Below are 24,114 nucleotides of genomic sequence, written 5' to 3'. Positions count from 1 at the left end.
CGGATCAGTCGATGACTAAAGATATAGGATGCCGCACCTTACTGCGAACTGTCCGGCCAATGAAAAATTCGTAATGTTTGCAATGTTTGGCAAACGGCCAAAATGCGCAGCCGGATGGACCGGACGCGATCGGAAATCCCGCCTCTCGGTTCGCCCCCAATTGCCGCTCGGTCGGCTATTTCTTCAGAAGTTCGCTCAGCCGCGCCTGTTCGTCCGCCGTCAGCTTGCTTCCGGTCGGTTTGCCAGCCCTCTTGCGCGCAAAGGCCAGCAGCGACAGCCCGCCAGCGAGCACCAACAACACCGGTGCTCCCCAGAGCAGCAGCGTCTTCCTGTTGACACGCGGTTTCAGCAATACGAATTCGCCATAGCGCGAGACGATATAATTCAGCACCGCGTCGTCGCTGTCGCCGTCGGTGATGCGCTCGCGCACCAAAATTCGCAGGTCCTTGGCCAGATCGGCATTGGAATCGTCGATCGACTGATTCTGGCAGACCATGCAGCGCAGTTCGGCCGAAAGGGCGCGGGCTCGCGCCTCGAGCGCCGGATCGGTCAGCACCTCGTCCGGATTGACGGCGAAGGCGGGGGCTGCCATCAGCAGCAAAGCGAAAGCCAGGAGGAGACGCCGCATCATTCGGCCGGCTCCATTGCAGGCACCGCCGGTTTTGCCTTCGCCTTTCTGCGCGGGGCGCCGACGCGCAGGCGGCGGTCGCTGAGAGACACCATGCCGCCGAACGCCATGATCACAGCTCCGCCCCAGATGCAGAGGATGAACGGCTTCCACCAGATGCGCACGACGATGCCGCCATCCTTAGTGGCGTCGCCCAGCGAAACGTAGAGCTGGCTGAGCCCGAAGGTCAGGATACCCGCCTCCGTCGTCGGCATCTGGCGGGCGGTGTAGAGGCGCTTGGCCGACCAGGTATCGGCAACCGCGACACCACCGCGCCAGATGGTGAAGTGGCCGCGGTCCTCGGTATAGTTCGGCCCTCTGCCCGGCTGCATGCCGTCGAAATTCAGGCTATAGCCGCCGGCATCCACCGTCTGGCCGGGCTTCATCTCGATGACGTGCTCGGTCTGGAAGGTCGTGACCGCGACGATGCCGAGCACGGTGACGCCGAGCCCGGCATGGGCGAGTGCCGTGCCGAAGGCCGAGCGCGGCAGACCGGTCAGACGCCGCCAGGCGACACCGCCTGCGACCTTGCCGATGCCGGCGCGATACCAGAGATCGGCCGCGGCACCAAGGATCAGGAAGAGCCCGGCCGCCAGCCCGAGCACTGAAAGCACCGGCCCGCCATGTTCGATATAGAAGAAGATCAGCGCCGCAACGAAGGCCAGCCCCGCCACGACATAGAGCCGCTGCAGGGCGCCGAGCAGATCGCCACGCTTCCAGGCAAGCAACGGCCCGAAGGGCACGATGAAGATCAGCGGCGCCATCAGCAGGCCGAAAGTCATATTGAAGAAGGGCGGCCCGACGGAGATCTTATCGCCGGTCAGCGTCTCCAGCAGCAGTGGATAGAGCGTGCCGGTCAGCACCGTGCCGCAGGCAACCGTCAGGATCAGATTGTTGACGACCAACGCACCCTCGCGCGAAATCGGCGCAAACAACCCGCCGGCCGAAAGCCGTGGCGCGCGGAAGGCAAACAGCGACAACGCGCCGCCGATGAAAATCAGCAGGATGCAGAGAATGAAGATACCGCGGCTCGGATCGCTGGCAAAGGCATGTACCGAGGTCAGCACGCCGGAGCGCACCAGGAATGTGCCCATCAGCGACAGCGAGAAGGTGAGGATGGCAAGCAGCACCGTCCAGATCTTCAGCGCCTCGCGCTTTTCCATGACGAGGGCCGAATGCAGCAACGCGGTGCCGGCGAGCCACGGCATGAAGGAGGCGTTTTCCACCGGGTCCCAGAACCACCAGCCGCCCCAGCCGAGTTCGTAATAGGCCCAGTAGGAGCCCATGGCGATGCCAAGCGTCAGGAAGGTCCAGGCGGCCAGCGTCCAGGGCCGCACCCAGCGCGCCCAGGCGGCATCGATCCGTCCTTCCAGGAGGGCTGCAACCGCAAAGGAGAAGCAGATGGAGAAGCCGACATAACCGAGATAGAGCAGCGGCGGGTGGATCGCCAGCCCGACATCCTGAAGGACGGGATTGAGATCGCGGCCCTCGGCCGGCGCCGGGTCAAGCCTCAGGAAGGGATTAGAGGTCAGCAGGATGAAAAGCGTGAAGGCGACCGAAATCCAGGCCTGAACGGCCAGCACGTTGGCTTTCAGCGTCTCCGGCAGATTGCGCCCGAAGACGGCGACCAGCGCGCTGAACAGCGTCAGGATCAATAGCCAGAGCATCATCGATCCCTCGTGATTGCCCCAGACGCCGGAATACTTGTAGATCAGCGGCACCAGCGAATGCGAATTCTCCCAGACGTTCTCCACCGAGAAATCCGAGACGGCATGGGCATAGGTCAGAACGCCGAAGGAGAAGGCGACAAGCGAAAACATCGTGACCGAGCCGATCGTCGCCACATCCATCATCGCCCGGTCGTGACGGCGAGCCCCCAACACCGGAACAATGGAGAGGATGAGCGCCGTTGCAAGCGCCAGCACCAGCGCATAATGGCCGATCTCGATGATCATTGCGTCGCCTTCGCTTCCTCTCCCTGGCCTTCCTTCCACAGCCCCTGGGATTTCAGCCGGTCGGCCACGTCCTTCGGCATGTAGGTCTCGTCATGCTTGGCGAGCACGGTGTCGGCGATGAAGACGTTCGTTCCAGCAGAAAACATGCCTTCAGTGACGACGCCCTGGCCCTCACGGAAAAGATCAGGAAGGATGCCGGTATACTTGACCTTCACGGCATTGGCGCTGCCGTCGGTGACGGAAAATTCCACGGTCGAGCCGGTATCGCGCACGACACTGCCCTCGCCGACCAGGCCGCCGAGCCGGATGCGGGTTTCCGGCGCCACCGGCGTCTTTGCCAGATCCGCCGGCATGTAGAAATAGGCGACCGACTGACTGAAGGCGAACATGACAAGCAGCACGGCGGCGGCAATGAAGCCCATGCCGCCCGCGATCACCGCCAAGCGCTTCTGCTTGCGCGTCATTGCGCCATTCCTTCCGTTGATATTCCGAGTTCCCTGGCAAGCGCCAGCAATTGCCTGCCCTGTTCGCCGGGCGGCGGAAAAGCCGCAAGGCCGCGCTTCAGGGCGCCGGCCGCGCGATCCTTGTCGTTCAATACGGCGTAAGAGCGGATGAGCCGCATCCAGCCTTCGAAATTGTTCGGATCCTGGCTGAGCTTGGCATCGAGGCTTCCGACCATGCCGCGGATCATCTGCTGTCGGTCGCCGGCATTCATGTTCTCAGCCGCTGCCACATCTTCCTGCGTCGGATTGCCGGGGGCGGCCTGATCGGTACCGAGATTTGCCGGCGCGCCGCCATTCATGGCGATATGCTCGTTGACGAGCGGCAGCCAGGGCGCATCGGCCGGCGATTGTTTCGCCAGCACCTCGAAGGCCCGGCGCGCCTCGTCGGGCTTTCCCGCCTGCTCCATGCTGAGCGCGACGTAGAAACGGGCACGCGGATTGTCCGGCTCCAGCGTCAGCGACTGTTCGAGCACCTGACGCGCCTCTTCCGTTACCACGCCGTCGGAGACCGCCATCAGCGTCTCGGCAAGGCCGTCGAGCCGGATCGGGCTCGGGCCGAGAAGCCGGATGGCATTGCGATAGGCCACTTGCGCGTCGTTCACCCGCATCGTGCGGACATAGATCGGCGCGAGCACATCCCAGCCCCTGCCGTCATCGGGATTTTGCGCCAGATGCCGTTCCGCCTTGGCGATCAGCACGGCCACGTCGTCACCGGGGTTTTCCAGCCGCGCTTCCAGCGGCTGTGATGGCAGGTCGGGCCTGCCCGTCGTCAAATACAGACAGAGCCCGAGAACCGGCAGGAGCAGGAGGACGAAGGCTTCGGTAAGGCGGTGATGCCGTGGCGCCTTCGGCGCCTCTCCGGGCTCATCGGCAGAGACGGCGATCAGCCGCCGGCCGATTTCGGCCCTCGCATAGTCGGCCTCCTCCGCCGTGATCAGCCCGCCATTGAGATCCCGCTCGAGTTCGCGCAACTGGTCGCGATAGACTGCCGCCTCGCCCGCGCGGCTCTTCTCCGCCGCCTTCGCTCCGCGCAGAAGGGGGTAGAGCAGGATGGCGGCGACGACTGCCGTCAGTACGGCAACGAGAATCCAGAACAGCATATCGGCTCAAATACTTGAAGCGCGCCGCCATTCCAACTGCCAAAGCCGGAATGACGAAGATTTGAGGCTATTGGCCGCAATAGAGATGTGAAACCACTCAGATATCAAACCAATTTAGCCAAGCGGCGACCAGCTTCCGTCGTCGTTGCGGCAGGCGGCGCCCCGCACCACAGTGTCCTTGCCGTCAACGGTCAGCGTGTGGGTATACTGGCGGCAATTCTGCGAGCCGACCTGATAGGGTGCGGCCGCGACGACCTTGCCGCTGATGTCCTTGCCGGTCCAGAGAACCGGCTGGCCGACGGCAGCTCCCTCCAGCGCCCGATATTCCGCCTCGAGCGCCCGCTGCTTGTCGCTGTCGGTGAGCGTGACGCCGCTGCGGCCGACGAGGCCACCCTCAAGCGCAGTGATGAAAGCGGCCGATGCAGAGGGCTTGCTTGAAAAAATGCCGCGTGACGTGGCGCCCTTCGTCGTCACGCAGCCAGACAGCGCGACGGCGACAAAAAGGGCGGAAACGATCATGCCTTGCGAGCGTAAAATCATTGCGTCGAACCACGATCAGGGGTCAAAATCAGCCGATCGAAGTGCAGCGTCCCCGTGTCAGCATTAAGGCAAAGCATGCTATACATTTGCCACTATCTTTGTGACATCAAGTAGTTGCTCATGCAACATCCTTTGTGACGCCGGGCAGGATAAGCTTCGCCTTCAGCCCGCCCCACTCGCCACGGGAAAGCTCGAGCCGCCCCTGATATTCGTTGGATATCTCAGTGACGATCGAAAGGCCGAGCCCGGTTCCGGGCTTGCTTTCGTCGAGCCTGCGGCCGCGCTTCAGCGCCTCACGGATCTGGTCAGGCTCCAGACCCGGCCCGTCGTCCTCGACGGCGAGCTCCACCCAGTGGCGGCGCGCGCTCGCCTCCGTCCCCTTCACGTCCTCGCCGGCTTCGACGGCCGAAAGCCGCACCCTACTTTTGGCAAAACGCGCCGCATTCTCCAGGAGATTGCCGACAGTCTCCTCGAGATCCTGCTGCTCCATGGCGACGGCCAGATGCGGCGGCGAAACCACGAGGTCGAATTCGGTATCCACGTTCAGCCGGCGCATGACGCGCACCAGCCGCTCCAGCGCGGGTTCCGCGTCGGTGCGGGCGAGCACGGATTCGCGCTGCGCGGCGATGCGCGCCCGATTGAGATAGGACTGCACTTGTCCTTGCATCGATTCCGCCTGGCTGCGCACCAGCTCGCCATGGGATTTTTCAAGCACCCGCGCCTCGTTCAGCAAGACGGCGATCGGCGTCTTCAGCGAATGGGCGAGATTGCCGACCTGCATACGCGCCCGCTCGACGATGCGGCGATTGCTGTCGATCAGCGCGTTCACCTCGTTGGCGAGCGGCAGGATTTCCCGCGGGAAATCGCCCTTCAGCTGCTCGCTCTCGCCGGCACGGATGCGCTCCAGGGCGGCGCGCGCCTTATCGAGCGGCTTCAGGCCGTAGAGAATTGCCAGCGCATTGACGATCAGGCTGCCGACACCGAAACCGGCGAGCGCCAGATAGAGGCTGTGGGAAAAGGTGCGCACGTCGTCTTCGACGACATCGACGTTGCCGGTGACGCGAAAGCGCGCCGCGCGCCCGTCAGTATCGAGCACCACTTCGGTTTCGGCCACCTGCACGCGGTTCGCGGAGGCATCCGTCACCTGATAGTAGCGCTCATAATTCTTATCGAAGGGCGCCTCGACGACTGAGGGAACCGGAATGAGCGCCGAGCCGAGTGACGGCGAGACCAGCGGCGCGGTCGTATAGGTGCCGAGCGGTTCCACCACCCAATACCAGCCGGTCTTCGGCTGGGCAAAGCGAAGGTCGCCGAGCTGCGGACTGCCGCTCAGAGCCCCCTGATCGCCTATAGTCACCGAATTGATGACGTTATAGAGCTGTGCCCGTAAGAGATCCTGAAAGCCGCGCTCGGCGCTCTTGCGGTAGAGGGTGGAGATCAAGAGCCCGATAACCACCAATGCCACCGTCGACCAGACCGTGGTCAGCAACAACACACGTGCGGTGAGCGACTTAATTCGCATGTTTCGGCGCTTGGATGCGGTAACCGAGACCGCGCACCGTTTCGATCAGGTCGACGCCCATCTTCTTGCGCAGGCGGCCGACGAACACCTCGATCGTGTTTGAATCGCGGTCGAAATCCTGGTCGTACATATGTTCGACCAGTTCCGTGCGCGAGACGACCTCGCCCATATGATGCATGAGATAGGCAAGCAGGCGATACTCGTGCGAAGTCAGCTTCAGCGTCGTGCCGTTCACCGTCGCCTTCGACGACTTGGTATCGAGCCGCACCGGTCCGCAGATGATCTCGGACGAAGCATGCCCGGCCGCGCGGCGGATCAGCGCCCGAATGCGCGCTAGCACTTCCTCGACATGGAAGGGCTTGGTGACGTAGTCGTCGGCGCCCGCATCGATGCCGGCGACCTTGTCGCTCCAGCGGTCGCGCGCCGTCAGGATCAGCACCGGCACGCCGCGGCCGGCGCCGCGCCATTTTTCAAGCACCGTGACGCCATCCATCTCCGGCAGGCCGATATCCAGAATGATTGCGTCATAGGGTTCGGTATCGCCGAGGAAATGGCCTTCCTCGCCGTCGAACGCCTGGTCGACGACATATCCGGCCTCCTTCAGCGTGTCGGCCAGTTGCCGGTTCAGATTAACGTCGTCTTCGACTACGAGGATGCGCATCGGTCCGCCTTCGTCCGCTTCAAATCGATCATGTCATGAATAAGCCGATTCCGCTTACATCGGAACCTTTACCGTCACCTTGCGTGGACGCTGTCCGTTGCCCTGCACGAGAACGGTGATAATGCAAGAATCACCCACCGGTTGTACGGACAGAAGCTGGCCGCCCGTCTCCTCGACGACCTGGGCTGCGGCGGCGCTGCAATCGTTCGTCACGCGCACGACGAGAGTGCCTGCGGCGTCCGGTGAGGGCGCCGATACCACCAGTCCGGCGGCCAATGCTGCGACGCTCAGAGGAAAGGCCATGTCTTATGCTTTCAAGGTAATGCCAACTTGACCCGAATATGTACTCACGCGACCTGAATGGCAAATGAATGCACGGTAACACAGGGCGTTTAGAACTGTTCTCGACAGTTCGGGACGATCGATTTCCGCCATGGGAAACGGCCCCTGCGGCAAGCTTCGGCAGCCTCCCTCCCAATGGAAAAATATCCCTCACTCATGGGATCACCGAGCTTGCCATTACCTTCCACGAAGTGAAGAACCCGGGTGAGTCTTACCATGGCCTCCGCTCCCGAATCGGCCACGCCGTATCGATGCCTGACACACCGGCCGATGGCAGCGGACTTCCCGCGCCGGTCACGCTGAAATTGTACCAATGTTTCCTGTCATCATTCCATCTTTTCCTCCGTTTAAGGAAAAGTGCAGGCCGCTGCTCACCGAGGTCCGATCGTCGCTTTCACCCGCCGATTGAAATTGGTACGCTCTTGCCGCTCCCGCATTTCAAACCGTTCCAGCACCAATGCCAAACTCCTCCCGCTTCCGCTCGGCGCAGACGGTCTCCGTCCTCGCCATCACCCAGCTCATCGGCTGGGGCACGACATTCGACATGCTCGGCGTCATGGGCCGTGTTGTGGCGCCCGATCTCGGCCTGCCGAACGAGGTGGTGTTTGCCGGCTTGACGATCATGATGATGGTCAGCGCAATTGTCAGTCCCGCGACCGGCCGTTGGCTCGGCCGCTATGGTGCTGCCCGCGTGCTTTCGGCGGCCTCGCTGGTCTTCGCGCTCGGCCTACTTCTGCTTGCCGCCGCAAACGGCATCGTGCTCTATGCCGCAGCGTGGATTGTCATCGGCATCGGCGGCGCACTCGGCCTTTCGGCGCCGGCCTATACGGCAGTCGTCGAGCGTGAAGGTGCGAACGGCAAGCGCGTCATCGCCATCCTGATGCTGTTTACCGGGCTTTCGAGCGCCATCTTCTGGCCGATCCTGAGCCTGCTCAATGAGGCAGTCGGCTGGCGCCTCACCTTCCTCGCCTGCGCGGCGCTGCAATTCTTCGTCTGCCTGCCGCTGCATCTTTTCGCCCTGCCGAGACCGATCATCACACATGTCGAAGGCGGCACGGCAGAAATCGCCCCCGTGCCACTTTCGAAGGCGGCGCAGCGCAAAGCCTTCCTGCTGATTGCCGCAGCCACGACGATCTCGACCTTCGTTACCTTCGGTCTCTCGCCGTCGCTGCTCGAAATCTTCCGCCAGTCCGGCGCCTCCCCGGCGCTGGCGCTACAGCTCGGCTCGGCACGCGGTGTCCTCGGCATCTCCGCACGTTTCCTCGACTTGCTGCTCGGCCGACGCGGCAACCCCATCCTCAGCGCCGCAATGGGCATCAGCCTGATGATGGCAAGTTTTCTGATGATGCTGGTCACCAGTTCTTCAACGCCGCTGCTCATCACCTTCGTCCTGCTCTATGGCTTCGGCTCCGGCGTGGTGACCGTCGCCCGCGCGCTGCTGCCATTGGCGTTGTTTTCGCCGCGCGAATTCGGCCTGCAATCGGCCCGGCTGTCATTGCCGCAAAACCTCGCCAACGCCGTCGCTCCGGTTGTTGTCACCGCCATTCTCGACCGCGCCGGCACCGGCCCGGCGCTCTTTGCCTGCGCCGTTCTCGCAGCGGCGGCGCTGACCTTCGTGCTGATGCTGATGGCGCTGGTGCGCGGGGCTCGCTCGTCGGAGCCGAGTCCGGCCGTTTCGTGACCCCGCAGTGCCGTCGCCGATACTCCGGCATCCGCCGGAACATCAGCCATTCTTCAGATTTTTCGATTGTCGTCTCGGCCGGAATGAAAGGGCTTTTGCGTCTACGCAAGCAGGCCGCGGCGACCGACCTTCCATAAGTGTGCAGCCACTTTGGCGAATCTTTTGAATCGCCTATCGTCGCCTTTTCACAAGTCGAGTCCGGCGGCTTAGAAGTTGAATCAACTTCGCAACGGCCCGATTCCGAAGAGCCAGTCATCTATCTGAACTTCCAATGAAATAGCAGCCGTGCTGCGTATTCTTCATGGAATTCAGAGCGGCCGCGTCACTGCGGCATGGCTGTCATAGTCGGCGGCGATGCGCTTTTCCCGAAGCGGCCGCACGCGCTCGATCGAGAGCTGATAATCGGGATGCGCCTTGTAGGCGGCAAGGGCCGCCTCGTCGTCGAATTCGCCATAGACCACGAGATCGATCTCGGTACCCAGCTGATCAGTCTTAACATTGGTGCCGATCTCCAGCAGCCGCGCATGCGGAATGGCGGTCAGGATCGAAAGCCCTGCCCTCACCTCCTCCAGATGTTCCTCCTGCACGGTGAAGAAGACGATATGGCGGATCACGCGGAAGCTCCTGTCAAATTCTAGGCAGCCGCGCGATAACACGTGAGCCCCAGGCCTTCAACCGATCGATCAAGCTAGGCGCCGCCTCGGGACGTATCGCCGCATGGAAGGCCATCGCATAGCTTGCCAGCTTTTCCGCCCGGTCGGTGCCGTTGACGATGCGGCGCGCGTTCACCCAATCCTCGGTCGCCGCATTCAGATGATCCTCGAGCTTGTGACCGGTGAAACTGCCCTGCAGCATGCCGTCGATCAGGATCGTCACCGCCGCATCCATCTCCATCGCCCGATCGGGATCGGCAACGAGATCGATACCCGTCAGCACACTCATCGCCTCATAATTCCGCTTGTGGGTGAGCTGCACCAGCCCGCGTCCGAGCCAGCTGCGACCGTCCTCGTCCGGCCGCCAGTAAGGCGTTTTCACCCAGGAGAGCCGGCCCGCGGCGAAGGCCGCCTCAAGGATCTCGACCGCGCGAGCATCGCTTTCCGCCAGCGTCTCCCGTACCGGCTGCATCGTATAGGCGGTCTCGTGGAAAGCGGTGGCGAGGATATAGGCGAGCCACCGCTGGTCGGCATGGGAAAACCGCTTTTCCCATGCGTCGAGAATCGCCGTGATACCCACTACCTGAGGCTGAGTCAGCTTTCCTTTGAAGAGCCCGTCCCGCACTGCATCGAAAAAGAATACCCGGTCCATGTGGACAACCATTCCGCGCTTCCCACAAATATCATGGTTAAAACCGTCTTAATCGATTAAAATCCATTTAATCGTTTAAAGTGTTTAAGCCACTGATTTACACGCCTTTTGTCTTGTGCAATGCATCTCCCTGCCCTGAAGCCTTGACCCCGAAAGAGGAGACTTCCGATGCAGACGCCCGCCAACACGCAAACCACCATTCCCCAGCACCTGGTCGACCAGATGGAAAATGAGTGGCGCCAGATTCGCCTTGAACGGGAAAATCCCCGTCCGGCCCAGCAGCCTCAGCAACAACGCTGAGAAATATACACAAAGCGGCGTCGATGTAAGGGCAACCGTCAATCGAGCCGCCTGTCTGCCTCCGCTCACGCTTCCCCGCCTCGTGCGCCGCCAAGTTCGACCCATGCCCGGCCAGCTCATAGCGGCCGGGTATTGTCATGGCCAGCACGTTTCGGAGCATTGATCGACGGGGACGTGGATGCCGTCTGGCTCTGGGCGGACGTCCTCGATGCAGGAACCGCCGACAGCCTCATCGCAAGGCAGCCTCAAGCCGTTTCGCCAGCGTTTGCAGTGACCGGGTGAAAACCGCGCTGTCATCCAACGCGCGCGACAGCACCAGCGCTCCTTGAATGCCGGCGATGCTTTCTTCGGCGAGCGCTCGCGCTTCCTGCTCAGGGCAGCCTGCCCGCATCAGCGCCGAGCGCAATGCGTCGATCCAGCGAATGAAATAGTCGCCGATCGCCGCCGAAAACCGTTCCCGGGTCTCGTCAAGCGCGAAGGCCCCGACAAGGCAGATGCGGCCACCCGAGCGAAAATAATCATTCACATCAGCCCACATGGCCTCGATCGCCGAATGGGCGTCGTCACCCTTCAGCGGCCGACAGATCGCCTGCTCGAACCAGGCGTCGACCTCGGCGATGACGGCGCTTGCCATCTCCTCCTTGCCGCCGGGGAAGAAGTGATAAAGGCTGCCCTTGCCGATGCCGGTGCGTTCGGTGATCCGGGTGAGCGACGTGCCCTCGTAGCCGAACTCGCGGAAGATCTCCGCGAGCATTGGCACGATGTCGGCGCGTTCATAGACGGTTTTCACCCGTGGATTTCCCCGAAGCGGCGCTGCATCAAGCCTGCGGCATCGAACTCCCAGTTCTCGTTGCCGTAGGAGCGGAACCAGTTGCCGCTGTCGTCGTGCCATTCATAGGCAAAGCGTACCGCGATGCGGTTATCGGTGAAGGCCCATATCTCCTTGATCAGCCGATAATCCAATTCCTTGGCCCATTTGCGGGTGAGGAAAGCGACGATCTCGGCGCGACCGGTGATGAATTCGGCGCGGTTCCTCCATCGACTGTCGGGCGTATAGACGAGCGAGACGCGCTCGGGATCACGGCTGTTCCAGCCGTCCTCGGCCAGGCGGACTTTCTGAGTGGCGGTCTCGAGGGTGAAGGGTGGGACAAGGCTGGACATGTGCTCTCCTGTACTGTTTGGTTTCCATTGTACCTATCGGTACATTGATTGGCAAGTCGGCGCGAGGCGGCGTTCGCCTCAGAGGTCGCGATTAAAGCTGCTCCAGCGCAGCGGCAAAGCATCCGGGCGAAACACGATCTCTTCGGGCGTGAAACGCCACAGCCTTTCCGCCCGCTCAAAGGTGGCGGCCTCAGGCGAATCCAGCTGCACCTCCGCCCTGCCCGCCATCTGCAGCATGTCGCCGGTTGCAAAATCGAGGAAAACCAGCCCCGCCTTCGGGTTGACGAGGAAATTGCCAAGCGTGTTGAAGAACCGATTGCCGGGAAAATCGGGAATGGTCAGCACGCCGTCGGCATCGATACGCACGAAGCCGGCATTGCCGCCACGATGCGACACGTCGATCTGCCGCTCGCCATTGTCGCGGTCGACATAGGAGGCGACGAAAAACGTATCGGCACCCTCGATCATTCGCCGCGCCCGATCGTCGAGCCGGCCTGAACGAAGCGGCTGCAACGCTGTGCCTCGATCGGGATCGCGGACAAAGGCGGAAGAGCGAGGCTGGATATATTGCGGGCAATTGCCGAAACTCTGGCCGACGCGGACTTGGAAAGCTTTGGCCTCTCTCCTATGAATCACGCCGTTCAGCCGGTTGCGTCGCCGGGTCTCGAGTTGGATGCCGAGCATCGCGATGGCGTCGCCATCCTCCATGCCGGCGTCGGCCGGATCGGCCGGGTCGCGCGCCAGACTGACATCGAGGAGCTCCGGCTCCGGCGAGGCCAAAAAACCCGGGTGCCCGGCCCGCACTGTCGCCCAGACATCGCCCTTGGCATCCACCGCGCCGAGCACGACGAAAGGCAGCATTGGAAAGAAGGCACGGTGCTGCTCCGGCATGGCCTTGCGGACGAAGTTCCGTCCCGGCCCGTCCATGCGCTCGACAACGCCGACACTGCGCTGCATGGCGAGTTCACCCTCATGCCAGGGTGACTGCGCGTCCTGTCTTGCCTGCTCCAGCATTACTGGCCTCCTTACGGGGATCACTTTTGGAAACCGGGGCGACGGTCCCGCGCCCCGAAGGCTTTATGCGGCAAGGCCGATCTTGGTCCTGCGGAAGCCGACGAAACCCGGCAGCGCTTCGATGCGTGCGAGCCAGGCGCGGAGGTTTGAATAGGCCGAGATATCGACGTTACCCTCCGGCGCATTGGCGATGTAGCTGTAGAGCGCGATATCGGCGATCACAGGATTGTCGCCGAGCAGGAAACTGCGGCCGTCGAGTTCCGCCTCGATCAGCGCCAGAATACGGTGCGCCCGGGCGATCACTTCGTCGGTGCGGAAATCGGCGCCGAAGACGGTGACCAGGCGAGCGGCACATGGCCCATAGGCGATCTCACCCGCGGCGACCGAGAGCCATTTCTGTACTCTGGCTGCTGCCAATGCCTCTTCCGGCAGCCAGTCGGTGCGGCCGTATTTGCGCGCGAGATAGACGAGAATGGCCGTGGAATCGGTGATGATCGTGCCATTGTCGTCTAGCACCGGCACCTGGCCAAAGGGATTGAGCGTCAGAAAATCCGGAGCCTTGTGGGCGCGTGCCGCCATGTCGACCTCCACCAGCTCGTAAGGGACGCCGAGCAGCGACAGGAACAGGTGAGCCCGGTGGGAATGGCCGGAAAGCGGGTGGTGATAGAGCTTCATGATGGTTCCTCTGGTCTTCTGATCGACGAGATGCGGTTGGCGATGATCTTTCGAACTATCTGTAGATCAAACTACTGCCTTCCAATTGAGCGCAGTAGAATGCTAATATGGAAGGCATGTTACCAATTCATGGAAGGATAGAATGGACCGCCTCGACGCCATGACAGTGCTTCTTGCCGTTGTCGAACAGGGCAGCCTGTCGGCGGCCTCACGGCATCTGCGGTCTCCGCTCGCAACTGTCAGCCGCAAGGTTTCGGAGCTGGAAGCCCACCTCAACGCCCAACTGCTGCAGAGGACCAACCGGAAGGTCGCGCTGACGGAGGCAGGCCGCTCCTATGTGGAGGCGGCGCGGGAGATTCTCGACCGGGTGGAAGAGGCGGAAAGGACGGCCGCAGGCGAATATAGCGCACCGAAGGGCGAGCTGACGATGACCGCGCCGATCGTTTTCGGGCGGCTGCATGTCCTGCCTGTCGTGGTGGATTTTCTGAAAGCCTATCCCGATATCAATCTGCGACTGATGCTCGGCGACCGGCTGTCGAATCTCGTCGAGGATCACATCGACGTGGCGCTCCGGATCGGCAACCTGCCAGACAGCAACCTGATTGCCACCAGGCTCGGCGCGATCCGCCGCACGGTCTACGCCAGCCCGGATTATCTCAGCCGGCACGCAGCACCCGGGCATCCGGGCGATCTCGCCGCGCATGACTGCATCACCTTCGACAACATGTCGTCGTCGTTGAGTTGGACATTCACCGAGGGAAAACGCGATCTCATCGTGCCGATCCGCTCACGGCTTGCCGTCAACACCGCCGAGGCCGCGGTGGACGCGGCTGTCGCCGGCCTCGGCATCACGCGCGTGCTCTCCTATCAGGCCGCACGCGCCGAGGGGGCGGGTCTCCTCGCGCCGCTGCTCCAAGATTTCGAACCGCCGCCGGCACCAGTACATCTCGTCTATCCCGCGCAGGGGCTGGTGCCCCTGAAATTGCGGGCGCTCATCGATTTCGCGACGCCGCGCCTGCGGGCGACGCTGAGTAAGGATCAGGCGAGCTTGCCCTCTTCCGCCTTGTAAAAATACTGGCTGGCGACCAGCCAGCCCTTCAGCGGCCGCAGCGGCGGGATGCAGGTGGCGAGCATGAAGGGGCCGGTGACCAGGAGTTGCACCCAGACAGGCGCAGAGAAAGCCACCTCCAGCCAGACGCCGAGCAGTACGCTCGGTATGCAGGCGAAGCAGATGACGAAGAAGGCCGGACCGTCAGCCGGATCGGCGAAGGAATAATCGAGGCCACAAGCCTCGCATTCGGGCCGCAATGTCAGGAAACCCTGGAACATGTGTCCCTGGCCGCAACGCGGGCAGCGTCCCCTGATGCCGGTCTGCATTGGAGGAAGCGGAGGATATTCGGTGTCCATAACGATCTCGCTTTCGTGCGCCGTGGACATAGATACGATCAATGTCCATCAATGTATGCATTCAATATAGTTACATCATCGGAGATTTACCAATCAATTTGTCAGAATGACGCAGATCGCCCGCCAGTCGGCATCAAGCCGATCGCGATTTCACAAGCTAATTTGAGAGCCGAGGCAGGCCAGAAAGTCGATGTCGCGGTCGATTTGATCCTAGCCGCCCGGCGTTCGATCGCGCCGGCAAGCAGGTCGGCGGCTTGCCTGTCAGAAAAATGAAGCCGCCATCTCCGGCGGGCCTTCGAGCGCATGCGCCATGAATTCCAATGCGCCCTGCAATTTCTCCCGGGTGACAGGGCCACCAAGGCACACCCGCACCGCCTCAGGCGCAGGGCCCTCGACGGTGAAGGCATCGCTTGCCAGCACACCGATGCCGGAGGAATGCATATGGCTGGCGAAGGTGGAGCGGGTCCAACCATTCAACAGCGGCAGCCAGATGTTGAAACTGATCGGATCGGCGCGGTAGCTGCCGGCAGGCAGCATGGCGGCGACCATCTGCTGGCGGGCGGCGGTCTCGGCGCGGATGAAGCGCAGGATCGCATCGGCCGTGCCGTCCTCGATCCAGCGGGTGAGGAGCGCCATATTCAACGGCGAGGCCATGACATTATTGGCGCGCATGGCGCTGACGAAAGGCCAGACCACCTTGGTATCCGGCGCCACGACATAGGCAAGGCGCAGGCCCGCACCAATGCATTTCGCCAGTCCGCCGATATGCCAGGTCAGATCAGGCGCTGTTGCCGCAAGCGGCGGCGGGCCTTGCAGCGGAATGAAGCCGTAGGCATCATCCTCGACGAGCGGCACTTGATACTTGCGGGCAACAGCTGAGATTTCCTCGCGCCGTTGGGCAGGGATGGTCAGTGTCGTCGGGTTCTGCAGCGTCGGATTGAGATAGAGCGCCTTCGGCTTCAATCTCTCGCAGGCTCTGGCAAAGGCATCCGGCATGATGCCATCCTCATCCATCGGCAGGCCGGCGAGATTGAGCCGCAACTGGGCGGCGATCGAACGCATGCCGGGATAGGTGACGACCTCCGAAAGCACGGTATCGCCGGGCTTTGCGAGCAGGCCGAAGATCGCCAGCAGCGCCGGATGGGCGCCAGGCGTGACGAATATCCGTTCCTGCGAGGGCTTGAGCCCGCGACGGCCGAGCCAGGCGGCGGCGGCTTCCTTATCCATACCGGAGCCACCGAAGCCCTGATAGCGCAGAAGCGGAACGAGGTTCGCCGCCACGGCCGACATGCCCTCGCGCATGCGGGCGATTAGTTCCGGATCGTCAGGCTCCGGCGGCATGTTCATCGACAGATCGACGACGGATGCGCGGCGGGGATCGGGCGCGGTGTCGGGCGCGAAACCCTGACTTCCCCCACCCGCGCCACCGGTGACGAAAGTCCCGCGGCCGACATGTGAATCCACGAGACCGCGCTTCTGCGCCTCCACATAACCTCTGGCCACAGTGGTGAAATCGACATTCAGCCGCTTGGCAAGTTCGCGTTGCGGAGGCAACCGGTCCCCGATCGCCAGATGCCCGCTGCGCAGATCCATTTCGATCAAATCGGCGATCGCCATGTAGCGGGGGCTGCTGCTGCGGCTGAGATCGGGATGCCAGTCCTTCATCTTGTAATCCGTGTCGGTCCAATTCTGATTGCATTGACTGTATATTGTTGCATTCCGCTCCTGTCATCAAAAATGTGGCATTGCGGCGCGTCATGGAAATTCCGTTCGGCAAGCCTTGCCTCCGCCCCTCCATCTTCTTACCTATTCAATGCGGGATGTGCCGGCTTTCAGCCTTCCGGGCCGGCGCCCTATGGGATGAAAGCATGAATATCGATCCGATTTTGCGGTCAGTCGTGGCCGTGCGTTCCTCAATTCCGGAAAATGCCTTCACAGCGGAGACGCTGGGCACGATCCGAGAAGGCAGTGGCGTGGTCATCCGTGACAATGGGCTGGTGCTGACCATCGGCTATCTCATCACCGAAGCCGAAGAAGTCTGGCTGACGACCCAGGACGGGCGCGTGGTTCCCGCTCATCCCCTCGCCTACGATCAGGAGAGCGGCTTCGGCCTGGTACAGGCGCTCGGCGCCCTCGATGCCCCGGCAGTGGCTTTCGGCGACGCGCCCGGGGCCAAGCCCGGCGACCCTGTCGTGCTTGCCGATGGGATCGGTGAATTCGTAGAGGCGAATATCGTCGCCCGGCAGGAATTCGCCGGCTATTGGGAATATCTGCTTGATGAGGCGATTTTTATCGCGCCGGCTCATCCGTCCTGGGGAGGTGCTGCGCTGATCGGCTCGGATGGCAAGCTTCTCGGCATCGGTTCGCTTCGCCTGCAGATGAGCCAGGGCGACGAGACCGCCGATATCAATATGGTCGTACCGATCGACCTGCTGCTGCCGATTCTCGACGACCTGCTGAACCGGGGCCAGGTCAACAGGCCGCCCCGGCCTTGGCTCGGCGCATTCGCCGCCGAGAGCAATGGTAGCGTGGTGGTCATGAGCGTGGCCGAAGGCGGTCCTGCCGCCCAGGCCGGCTTGCGCCAGGGTGATATCATCTCGGAAATCCGGGACGAAGAGGTCGATGGCCTGGCCGATTTTTATCGCAAGGTGTGGAGCAGCGGCCCGGCCGGCGCCGAGATTCCCCTGCGGATATTGAGAAACGGCCGGGAAGCATGGCTGCGCATCAAATCCGCCGACCGCAACAGCTTTCTGAGAAAGCCGCAATTGCAGTAAGGCCCGAGCCAGTCCTCTGATCCGCTTCAAAGATTCTCCGACGTGACCATCGCTGCGACCAGCGTGGCGGGACTTCGTTGACTTCGGATATCGCTTGAAAGATGGTGGCGTCGTGCCACCTCCGGGATGGGCAACCATCCCCCGGGATGAACCGACGAGAAGGAGTTTGCGGTCCATGTTCGATCATGTCTCCATCGGCGTGAAAGATCTCGAAAGAGCCCGCCGGTTCTACGACGCGGCGCTGTCGCCGCTCGGATATGAGCGGCTATCCAATTCCGATGGCCTGATCGGCTACGGGCCCGACAAGGTCGGGTTCTGGGTGATGCAAGTCGAGCATCCCGTTGTCGCCGACATGCAGTCCGGTCTGCATTTCTGCTTCGTCGCCCCTGATGAAGCCGCCGTCGATGCCTTCCACGCGGCAGCCATCGCATCCGGCGGTACCGATAATGGCGAACCGGGTATCCGGCCGGATTACGGGCGGTTCTATTATGCCGCCTTCATCATCGATCCCGATGGTTACCGCCTCGAAGCCTATTTCCACAAAGGCGAGCTGTAACGGACGGTCAGGCGGCGGCCCTCGGAATCGATACGCAGCAGCCGGAGGCCTTTAGCGCTTCGTTGGCGACGTCGATAAACAGGCGGCGGAACCAGCGGGAGCGGCCGTCGGCCTGGTCGACCCGGCGGTAAAGCATCGTCACGGGATCGGCCGGCAACGAAAGCGGCGGCTCGCAAAGCGTCAGCCCATGCAGCTGCGCCATGCAGCGTCCAATCGATTCCGGCACGGTGGCGATGGCAGGCATCGCCTTCAGCACCATCGGCAGAGCGGAAAAGCGCGGTACGGTCGCCACCACTTCGCGGCTTTGGCCGGTACGGTTCAGCGCCATGTCGATGCCGGTCGAGACGTTACCTTCAAACGAGACGGTAACGTGGGCGACATCGGCAAAATCCTTGAGGCTCAACGGAGCCTTCAGCCTGAGCTGGGTAGCGTCGTAGATGCAGATGGATACCTGGTCGAACAATGGCGCGCGGATGTGCCAGGAGGCCGGCTCCTCGTGCACGGAGACGCTGAAATCGAAGACGCCATCATCCAGCCGGCGGGCGGCATCGCGCTTTTCCGCCGCGATACCGATCAGCCGGGCGCCGGGAGAAAGCTGGAGAAGGCGGGCCGCGAGCGGCCCGAAGAAGGCCGATTCCAGGTTGTCGCACATGCCGATGCGGAACTCGCCCTGCCAAGTTGCCGGATCGAATTCGTCCTGCGGGCGGATGGCGCGCTCGATGCCGGACAGCGCATCCTCGATTGCCGGGGCGATGGAAAGGGCACGCGGCGTCGGCTGCAGGCCGCGACCGACGCGCACAAACAATTCGTCGTCCAGCGCCTCGCGCAGGCGCCGCAGTGCGGCCGACAGGCCCGGCTGGCCGAGCAGCAGACGTTCGGCAGCGCGGCTGACATTGCGCTCCTGCATTAGCACCGAAAAGGCGAGCAGGAGATTGAGGTCGATCCTACGAAGAGTGGCGTCATTCATCATCGTGAGTAATACCCGACATGGCTACTATCAATTTGCAATAGGAAAGGAAGCTGTACATTTTCTCGTTCCCTGCCGCCCGGCAATCTCCCCCGATGAGGCGGCAGCAAAGAAGGAACGATTTCGATGACTCTTTCCAAATCGCCAAATGGCGCATGGCTGGCACTGCTGCTGCTGTGCGCCGCCAATTTTCTCGACGCCATGGACGTCTCCACCATCGGCGTAGCACTCCCTGCCATCCAGGCCGAACTCGGCATGGAGGCGACATCGCTGCAATGGGCGGTCAGCGCCTATGTGCTCGGTTATGGCGGCTTCCTGCTGCTCGGCGGCCGGGTCGCCGACGTCTTCGGCCATCGCCGCGTCTTCCTGTGGTCGCTGGCGATCTTTGCCGCCGCCAGCATCGCCGGCGGCTTCGTCGACAGCGGGCCGACACTGATCGCCGCCCGATTGATCAAGGGCATTGCCGCCGCTTTCACGGCGCCCGCGGCCCTTGCACTGCTGCTCTCCGTCTTCGGCGAGGGAACAGCGCGGGCAAAAGCCCTCGGGGTCTTCTCTTCCACCGGCGCCGCCGGCTTCGTGCTCGGCATGGTGCTCGGCGGTGCGGCGACGATCTTCAATTGGCGGGCGACGCTTGTCATGGGCGCGCCCGTTGCCATCCTGACGCTCGTTCTTGCGCCGCTGGTGCTGCCCGCAGACCCCAAAAGGACGGGGCCCCGGCCCGCCTTCGACTGGGCCGGAGCACTGACGATCACGCCAGGCCTGCTGCTCTTCGTCTTCGGCATCACCAATGCCGCGGCAACCGGCTGGCGAGCCTTCCCGACCTGGGGTTCGTTGCTGGCGTCGCTGGTGCTGATCCTGCTCTTCCTCGTAGTCGAAGCACGCCATGCCGATCCAATGGTGCCGCTCGGCATGTTCCGCCGAGCCAAGCTCCGGCATTCCAATGCGATCGCCGCGCTCTTCCAGGGCGCCTATGTCGGCTTCCAGTTCCTGGCGACGCTCTACTACCAGAATGTCATCGGCTGGTCGGCCTTCACGACCGGCTTCTGCTTTGCCCTCGGCGGCGTCTTCGTGATGTTCCTGGCGCCACGTTTCGCAACGATTGCGCAGAACCGCGGCACCACCGGCCTGATGGCCACCGGTGTCGGCCTGCAGGCGTTCAGCTACATCTTCTGGGTGACCGCATTCGGCCATGTTGACCCGATCCTGCTCGTCATCTTCTCGCAGATCCCGCTCGGCCTAGGCTACGCCATGACCTACCCCTCGGTGCAGGTCGCAGCCCTTGCCGACGTCGAAGACGACAAGTCGGGGCTCGCCTCCGGACTGCTCTTTGCCGCCTTCCAGATCGGTGGCGGCATTGTGCTCGCGGCCGCCTCGGCGGTCTTCGCCGCCGCACCGAATTTCGGCTGGAATCCCTATATCGCCGGCATCAGCTTCGTGGCGCTGCTTGCAGTCGCAATCACCCTGCTTGCAGCCGCGGGGCCACGGACATCGTCCGCACGGCCGGCGGCCTATCAGGCGGCGGAATGACCCTGACGGCCCGCACCCTAACCGGTGCGGGCTACTCACTAACCGGAGCGATATCGTACCAAGAATCCCGTTGCGTTGCCTTAGCGAAAGGCGCATGGTCGCAACTTCGGCAGCCATGGTACGGGCGCTGCCGACTGAGGGTTTGCATACCCTCGCCCCGACGAAAGGAGGACCGATGTCTTCCAATTCCGAAAAGCCATATCTGACCTCATCCGATCTCGACATGCTTCAGGGCGTGCTCGACGACGCCGGCTACGATGCCAAAATCCTGATCGACGACGAACGGGTTTTCAACGTCGCCGCCATGCTGCTGATCAGACTGTTCCAGGAGGGCGTCACCTCGCCGGTCCTGCTGTCGCGGGCGCTCGAATACCATTTCGGCAAGCCGAAGGCGCCGCCGAAACCAATCACCCCTGTCTGCAATCGCTATGCGATACAAGGATTGCCCCGCGAAAGGCGTGCTGCCGGCTAGAGCATCTCTTCAGACGCACCAAGAACGCTCTATCCGTTTGTATCACTGAAGGATTATTGTGCGGGACGGAGCGGAAATGGAAAGAACCAAGCTGATCCGCCTGTTTCCCAATGACTGAAGCCCTTGTGGAAATATGGCTTTCCTGCGGCAACGGCCTTAATGGCACCGCAATTTTATTCTATAGAGATGGCTCGCTGATTTGGCCGATGCGGCATTGCGGTGACCGGATTTCCGGCCCCGCCATTTTCCCGATCGCGAAAGCATGGTGACGTCCCGTCTCAATGTCGGGTTTGGCTTTCGGTGACCTCTCCGGTCATCCGCCTCCAGACTGCGATGCGGTTTCAGCAGGCATCATTTCATTCCATTCCTGCGTCCCGGTGTTGTCGGGTTGCCCACATGACGATCACGCGGCCACTGGTCGCGACCGACAAGCGGGGCGAATACCACGCAGGCTGCAGCTTTCAATTTCGATCTAAAGGGAGATCCATCCATGGCAAAAGGACAAGTAAGAAGCAATCGCGAGGTCCGGAAGCCGAAGAAGGACAAGCAAGCGGCGAAGGTGGAAAGCACATTCGCCAACCAGATGAAGACGGCGACCGCAAGCGCCCCGCACGGCAGTGCTCCAAAGAAATAAAGCCTCTTATCGAGCCGCCGGCTTCACCCTCCCAGCGCATGACAGCGCAAATCAGGATCGATTTGCGAGAGTATTATGCGTGAATTCAAAGTGATAGCGCTCCCTTCGGACGCGCCGCGTTCCGGCGCGACACTATCACCCGTTGACATGTTTCGAAAAAAGCAGGAATTGCTGCCACCATGACCGTTCTTCATACGACCTACCATTTCGATAATCCGCTCTTCCTCAAGGCCGTGGTGATTGCACCCGGCTTTTCGGCCATCGCTCCCTTTCACGGCGCCGCTCTGTGATCGAATCTGCGCGCCGTAACGATTACGAGGAAATCCGAGTTGCGCCTTCAGGCAAACATGGCGAAAACCCGGAGCAGCCCGGAGGAGACGGGACGCTTTTCGCTGAAAAGCGCTGGTTGAAGATCCTTGCCGGATATCGCCAGCCGAGAGCCGGACGAAGTGTGTTCGAGCTTGCCGTCACCGTCGTTCCCTTCGCACTGTTCTGGGCTGCCGCATGGGCAGCGGTTCATTACAGCTTCTGGCCCGGCTTGATCCTCGTCATTCCTGCCGCCGCTTTCTTGCTCCGGCTGTTCATGATCCAGCATGATTGCGGCCACGGTTCGTTTTTCGCCCGTCGCGGCGTCGACGACTGGGTTGGACGCACGATAGGCATCCTGACGCTGACGCCTTACGACTATTGGCGCCGGGCACATGCGGAACACCACGCCTCGGCCGGAAATCTGGACGAGCGCGGCGTTGGCGACATCGAGACGCTGACGATCGCCGAATACAACGCGCTTTCGCGCTGGGGCCGGCTCGGCTACCGGCTTTACCGGAACCCGATCGTAATGTTCGGGATCGGACCGGCATGGCTGTTCATCATCAAGCAGCGCCTGCCTTTCGGCATGATGCGCTCCGGCGCCCTGCCCTGGATCTCGACCATGGCGACCAACCTTGCCATCGCGGCGGCCGCCGCACTGCTGATCTGGGCAATCGGGATCATTCCGTTTCTGCTGGTGCATCTGCCGATTGTGCTGCTTGCGGGTGCAGCCGGCGTCTGGCTGTTCTATGTCCAGCACCAGTTCGAGGAAACGCATTGGTCGAAGAAGCCGGACTGGCAGTTCCAGCATGCTGCCCTCCACGGCGCCTCGCATTACGATTTGCCGCCGGTGCTGCGCTGGATCACCGGCAATATCGGCATCCACCATGTGCATCATCTGTCGAGCCGGGTGCCCTACTACCGGCTGCCCGAGGTGCTGCGGGACCATCCTGAACTTGCCGAGATCGGCCGCATCACGCTCATGGAGAGCCTGCGCTGCGTCAAGCTGGTGTTGTGGGACGAACAGACGAAGCGGCTGGTCTCGTTTCGCGATGCGGCGCAGCTCACCGCCGTACGATAGCGAGCCGTCTTAGCGGTAGCCCGTCACATCGGCCGGCCTGCCCGGCTCCTGCACTTCCACCATGTAGCGCCAGCAATCCGGCCGCGAACCGTCGATGTCGTCAAAGCCATAGGTCTTGGCCAATCCCCCGCTCGACAGCGACTGACCGTTCCAGCGGGCGCGGTCAGGATCGGCGGCCACGGCCGCGACGGCGCGGCCGACGAAGCGCGGCGTTTCGGAAATGGCAAAATGCGGCTGCACCTTCGTCGCGTCGCGCCAATTCTCCTCGCGCACGCCATAGGCCTCCAGCATCATTTCGGAACGCAGCCAGCCGGGTGTGATCGAAACGGCGGTGGCCCCGTGTTTTGCCAAATCCTGCGCATGTGCCCAAGCCATGCGGGTGGCGCCTGTCTTGACGAGGTCGTAGAAGGGCGAAAGCCGATAGTGCGTGGCATTGTATTCGGCCGTGCCGTCGGTGACCTCCACCAGCAGCCCCCCCGGCCGCTCGATCATCAGCGGCAGGGCGTAGTGGGCAGTGATCAGGTGCGTTTCGATGCCGAGCCGCAACATGCGCAGGCCCTTGTCGAGCGAATGCTCCCAGACAGCCTTATCCCATTCGAACAGTTTCTCGCCGCCCCAGATGTCGTTGACAAGGATATCGAGCCGGCCGGCCTCGCCGCGAATACGGGCGACCAGCCCCTCGACCTCCTGGCTGACCAGATGATCAACCTGCACTGCAATCCCCTTGCCGCCGGCCGATGTCACCAGCTCGGCCGTCTCTTCGATCGTCTCCGGCCTGGCATACTCGGATTGCCGAGCGCGTGTCGTGCGCCCCGTCACATAGACGGTGGCGCCGGCAGCACCGAGTTCCACGGCGATGCCACGGCCGGCGCCGCGCGTTGCACCCGCCACCAAAGCCACTTTCTCCCGCAAGTCCGCTGTCATCTTTCCATCCTCCTCGATAGAACGGCCTTCATGCCGT

Annotated in this window: 26 protein-coding genes and 1 pseudogene; 9 read left to right on the top strand and 18 right to left on the bottom strand. The window is 62.3% G+C overall.

What is annotated here, in order from left to right; translation table 11 throughout:
• Positions 1-175: 175 nt before the first annotated feature.
• The 8 genes from EFQ99_RS08895 to EFQ99_RS08860 form a co-directional block, all read right to left on the bottom strand.
• Positions 176-631: a cytochrome c-type biogenesis protein gene (locus EFQ99_RS08895; protein WP_126920659.1), complete on the bottom strand. Its 456-nt coding sequence runs from the start codon at positions 629-631 to the stop codon at positions 176-178.
• Complete coding sequence (locus EFQ99_RS08890) at positions 628-2,622, bottom strand: heme lyase CcmF/NrfE family subunit (protein WP_126920658.1); 1,995 nt, start codon at positions 2,620-2,622, stop codon at positions 628-630. The genes EFQ99_RS08895 and EFQ99_RS08890 overlap by 4 nt, the downstream gene beginning before the upstream one ends.
• Positions 2,619-3,086, bottom strand: a complete 468-nt coding sequence (gene ccmE, locus EFQ99_RS08885) for a cytochrome c maturation protein CcmE (protein WP_126920657.1) — start codon at positions 3,084-3,086, stop codon at positions 2,619-2,621. Before ccmE ends, EFQ99_RS08890 begins: the two co-directional genes overlap by 4 nt.
• Positions 3,083-4,225 carry a c-type cytochrome biogenesis protein CcmI gene (ccmI, locus tag EFQ99_RS08880; protein WP_126920656.1) on the bottom strand — a complete coding sequence of 381 codons (1,143 nt, stop codon included), beginning with the start codon at positions 4,223-4,225 and terminating at the stop codon, positions 3,083-3,085. Before ccmI ends, ccmE begins: the two co-directional genes overlap by 4 nt.
• 114 nt (positions 4,226-4,339) lie before the next feature.
• A complete protein-coding gene (locus EFQ99_RS08875; protein ID WP_126920655.1) occupies positions 4,340-4,765 on the bottom strand; it encodes a hypothetical protein in 426 nt (141 codons plus the stop codon).
• Positions 4,766-4,883: 118 nt separating this feature from the next.
• The gene (locus EFQ99_RS08870) at positions 4,884-6,287 is read right to left on the bottom strand and encodes a sensor histidine kinase (protein ID WP_126920654.1); all 1,404 of its coding nucleotides are present in this window, start codon (positions 6,285-6,287) and stop codon (positions 4,884-4,886) included.
• The gene (locus EFQ99_RS08865) at positions 6,277-6,948 is read right to left on the bottom strand and encodes a response regulator transcription factor (protein WP_125846223.1); all 672 of its coding nucleotides are present in this window, start codon (positions 6,946-6,948) and stop codon (positions 6,277-6,279) included. Before EFQ99_RS08865 ends, EFQ99_RS08870 begins: the two co-directional genes overlap by 11 nt.
• A gap of 54 nt (positions 6,949-7,002) precedes the next feature.
• Positions 7,003-7,251 carry a hypothetical protein gene (locus EFQ99_RS08860; RefSeq protein ID WP_126920653.1) on the bottom strand — a complete coding sequence of 83 codons (249 nt, stop codon included), beginning with the start codon at positions 7,249-7,251 and terminating at the stop codon, positions 7,003-7,005.
• A gap of 496 nt (positions 7,252-7,747) precedes the next feature.
• Here EFQ99_RS08860 and EFQ99_RS08855 point away from each other — a divergent pair, with 496 nt between their 5' ends.
• On the top strand, positions 7,748-8,971 hold the full coding sequence (locus tag EFQ99_RS08855) for an MFS transporter (protein ID WP_126920652.1): 1,224 nt from the start codon (positions 7,748-7,750) through the stop codon (positions 8,969-8,971).
• Positions 8,972-9,279: 308 nt separating this feature from the next.
• Here EFQ99_RS08855 and EFQ99_RS08850 read toward each other — a convergent pair whose 3' ends face one another.
• Both EFQ99_RS08850 and EFQ99_RS08845 read right to left on the bottom strand, forming a co-directional pair.
• Positions 9,280-9,585, bottom strand: coding sequence for a Dabb family protein (locus EFQ99_RS08850; RefSeq protein ID WP_126920651.1), 306 nt, complete (start codon positions 9,583-9,585; stop codon positions 9,280-9,282).
• A 13-nt stretch (positions 9,586-9,598) separates the two neighbouring features.
• On the bottom strand, positions 9,599-10,288 hold the full coding sequence (locus EFQ99_RS08845; protein WP_126920650.1) for a hypothetical protein: 690 nt from the start codon (positions 10,286-10,288) through the stop codon (positions 9,599-9,601).
• Positions 10,289-10,444: 156 nt separating this feature from the next.
• Between EFQ99_RS08845 and EFQ99_RS35980 the strand changes: the two genes are divergently transcribed.
• Positions 10,445-10,576, top strand: coding sequence for a hypothetical protein (locus tag EFQ99_RS35980; protein WP_281015403.1), 132 nt, complete (start codon positions 10,445-10,447; stop codon positions 10,574-10,576).
• A gap of 229 nt (positions 10,577-10,805) precedes the next feature.
• Here the strand turns inward: EFQ99_RS35980 and EFQ99_RS08840 are convergent, their stop codons facing one another.
• The 4 genes and pseudogenes from EFQ99_RS08840 to EFQ99_RS08825 all read right to left on the bottom strand — a co-directional run bounded on the left by EFQ99_RS08840 (position 10,806) and on the right by EFQ99_RS08825 (position 13,426).
• Positions 10,806-11,366, bottom strand: coding sequence for a TetR/AcrR family transcriptional regulator (locus EFQ99_RS08840; protein WP_126920649.1), 561 nt, complete (start codon positions 11,364-11,366; stop codon positions 10,806-10,808).
• A gap of 2 nt (positions 11,367-11,368) precedes the next feature.
• Positions 11,369-11,737, bottom strand: a pseudogene (locus EFQ99_RS08835) (nuclear transport factor 2 family protein); the annotation flags it as partial.
• 78 nt (positions 11,738-11,815) lie between these two features.
• Positions 11,816-12,751: a pyridoxamine 5'-phosphate oxidase family protein gene (locus tag EFQ99_RS08830; protein ID WP_126920648.1), complete on the bottom strand. Its 936-nt coding sequence runs from the start codon at positions 12,749-12,751 to the stop codon at positions 11,816-11,818.
• A 63-nt stretch (positions 12,752-12,814) separates the two neighbouring features.
• On the bottom strand, positions 12,815-13,426 hold the full coding sequence (locus EFQ99_RS08825) for a glutathione S-transferase family protein (RefSeq protein WP_126920647.1): 612 nt from the start codon (positions 13,424-13,426) through the stop codon (positions 12,815-12,817).
• Between the two features lie 142 nt (positions 13,427-13,568).
• On the opposite strand from EFQ99_RS08825, the gene EFQ99_RS08820 reads away from it, so the two are divergent.
• Positions 13,569-14,495: a LysR family transcriptional regulator gene (locus EFQ99_RS08820; RefSeq protein ID WP_126920646.1), complete on the top strand. Its 927-nt coding sequence runs from the start codon at positions 13,569-13,571 to the stop codon at positions 14,493-14,495.
• On the opposite strand, the gene EFQ99_RS08815 is transcribed toward EFQ99_RS08820, so the two are convergent.
• On the bottom strand, positions 14,465-14,833 hold the full coding sequence (locus EFQ99_RS08815) for a DUF983 domain-containing protein (protein ID WP_126920645.1): 369 nt from the start codon (positions 14,831-14,833) through the stop codon (positions 14,465-14,467). The genes EFQ99_RS08820 and EFQ99_RS08815 overlap by 31 nt on opposite strands.
• Before the next feature lie 261 nt (positions 14,834-15,094).
• Positions 15,095-16,498 (bottom strand): aminotransferase-like domain-containing protein, encoded by a 1,404-nt coding sequence (locus tag EFQ99_RS08810; protein ID WP_126920644.1) that lies wholly within the window; start codon positions 16,496-16,498, stop codon positions 15,095-15,097.
• A gap of 203 nt (positions 16,499-16,701) precedes the next feature.
• Between EFQ99_RS08810 and EFQ99_RS08805 the strand changes: the two genes are divergently transcribed.
• Positions 16,702-17,607, top strand: coding sequence for a S1C family serine protease (locus EFQ99_RS08805; protein ID WP_126920643.1), 906 nt, complete (start codon positions 16,702-16,704; stop codon positions 17,605-17,607).
• 175 nt (positions 17,608-17,782) lie between these two features.
• The gene (locus EFQ99_RS08800) at positions 17,783-18,163 is read left to right on the top strand and encodes a VOC family protein (protein WP_126920642.1); all 381 of its coding nucleotides are present in this window, start codon (positions 17,783-17,785) and stop codon (positions 18,161-18,163) included.
• A 7-nt stretch (positions 18,164-18,170) separates the two neighbouring features.
• Here EFQ99_RS08800 and EFQ99_RS08795 read toward each other — a convergent pair whose 3' ends face one another.
• On the bottom strand, positions 18,171-19,133 hold the full coding sequence (locus EFQ99_RS08795; protein WP_126920641.1) for a LysR family transcriptional regulator: 963 nt from the start codon (positions 19,131-19,133) through the stop codon (positions 18,171-18,173).
• 123 nt (positions 19,134-19,256) lie between these two features.
• On the opposite strand from EFQ99_RS08795, the gene EFQ99_RS08790 reads away from it, so the two are divergent.
• The 4 genes from EFQ99_RS08790 to EFQ99_RS08780 all read left to right on the top strand — a co-directional run bounded on the left by EFQ99_RS08790 (position 19,257) and on the right by EFQ99_RS08780 (position 23,153).
• The gene (locus EFQ99_RS08790; protein WP_126920640.1) at positions 19,257-20,657 is read left to right on the top strand and encodes an MFS transporter; all 1,401 of its coding nucleotides are present in this window, start codon (positions 19,257-19,259) and stop codon (positions 20,655-20,657) included.
• Between the two features lie 94 nt (positions 20,658-20,751).
• Positions 20,752-21,129 (top strand): hypothetical protein, encoded by a 378-nt coding sequence (locus tag EFQ99_RS08785; protein WP_208722732.1) that lies wholly within the window; start codon positions 20,752-20,754, stop codon positions 21,127-21,129.
• A 490-nt stretch (positions 21,130-21,619) separates the two neighbouring features.
• Positions 21,620-21,763 (top strand): hypothetical protein, encoded by a 144-nt coding sequence (locus EFQ99_RS34955; RefSeq protein WP_164736352.1) that lies wholly within the window; start codon positions 21,620-21,622, stop codon positions 21,761-21,763.
• Between the two features lie 286 nt (positions 21,764-22,049).
• Positions 22,050-23,153 (top strand): fatty acid desaturase, encoded by a 1,104-nt coding sequence (locus EFQ99_RS08780; RefSeq protein WP_126920638.1) that lies wholly within the window; start codon positions 22,050-22,052, stop codon positions 23,151-23,153.
• 9 nt (positions 23,154-23,162) lie between these two features.
• On the opposite strand, the gene EFQ99_RS08775 is transcribed toward EFQ99_RS08780, so the two are convergent.
• Entirely contained in the window at positions 23,163-24,077 is a 915-nt protein-coding gene (locus EFQ99_RS08775; protein ID WP_126920637.1) for an SDR family oxidoreductase, read from the bottom strand.
• Between the last annotated feature and the right edge of the window lie 37 nt (positions 24,078-24,114).

Origin of the sequence: Rhizobium vallis, from assembly GCF_003985155.1 — a bacterium.
Lineage (GTDB): Bacteria > Pseudomonadota > Alphaproteobacteria > Rhizobiales > Rhizobiaceae > Rhizobium > Rhizobium vallis.
Note: the sequence above shows the minus strand (reverse complement) of the source record. Positions and strands in the feature narration are given on the sequence as shown.